General features: G+C 51.3%; 1 rRNA gene. It reads left to right on the forward strand.

Annotated elements, in window-relative coordinates:
• Positions 1-1,264: ribosomal RNA gene (locus DNJ75_RS14845) — 16S ribosomal RNA — on the forward strand; the annotation flags it as partial.

Here is a 1,264-nt window from a genome sequence, read left to right on the forward strand (position 1 = left end):
ACCTTCGGGTCAAAGGTTGCTTAGGCAGTCGCTGTACGATGAGCCTGCGTTGGATTAGCTAGTTGGTGAGGTAAAGGCTCACCAAGGCGATGATCCATAGCTGTTCTGAGAGGAAGATCAGCCACACTGGGACTGAGACACGGCCCAGACTCCTACGGGAGGCAGCAGTGGGGAATATTGGACAATGGGGGCAACCCTGATCCAGCAATACCACGTGTGTGAAGAAGGCCTTAGGGTTGTAAAGCACTTTAGTTAGGGAGGAAGGTTATCAGGTTAAGAGCTAGATAATTTGACGTTACCTAAAGAATAAGCACCGGCTAACTCCGTGCCAGCAGCCGCGGTAATACGGAGGGTGCGAGCGTTAATCGGAATTACTGGGCGTAAAGGGTTCGTAGGTGGTTAGATAAGTCAGATGTGAAAGCCCTGGGCTCAACCTGGGAACTGCATTTGATACTGTTTAACTAGAGTTTACTAGAGGATTGGGGAATTTCCGGTGTAGCGGTGAAATGCGTAGAGATCGGAAGGAACATCAATGGCGAAGGCAACAATCTGGGGTTAAACTGACACTGAGGGACGAAAGCGTGGGTAGCAAACAGGATTAGATACCCTGGTAGTCCACGCTGTAAACGATGAGTACTAGCTGTTGGGTCTGGTGTAAAAGACTTAGTGGCGCAGCTAACGCGATAAGTACTCCGCCTGGGGACTACGGCCGCAAGGTTAAAACTCAAAGGAATTGACGGGGACCCGCACAAGCGGTGGAGCATGTGGTTTAATTCGATGCAACGCGAAGAACCTTACCTGCCCTTGACATCCATAGAAGATCTGAGAGATTGGATTGTGCCTTCGGGAACTATGAGACAGGTGCTGCATGGCTGTCGTCAGCTCGTGTTGTGAAATGTTGGGTTAAGTCCCGCAACGAGCGCAACCCTTATTTTTAGTTGCCATCATTAAGTTGGGCACTCTAGAGAGACTGCCGCTGATAAGGCGGAGGAAGGTGGGGACGACGTCAAGTCATCATGGCCCTTACGGGCAGGGCTACACACGTGCTACAATGGGCATTACAGAGGGAAGCGAAGCTGCGAGGTGGAGCGAAACTCAGAAAGGTGTTCGTAGTCCGGATTGCTCTCTGCAACTCGAGAGCATGAAGTCGGAATCGCTAGTAATCGCGGATCAGAATGCCGCGGTGAATACGTTCCCGGGTCTTGTACACACCGCCCGTCACACCATGGGAGTGGGTTGCAAAAGAAGTAGATAGTCTAACCGC

The organism is Cysteiniphilum litorale, assembly GCF_003428165.1.
In the GTDB taxonomy this organism is placed as follows: Bacteria; Pseudomonadota; Gammaproteobacteria; order Francisellales; family Francisellaceae; genus Caedibacter; species Caedibacter litoralis.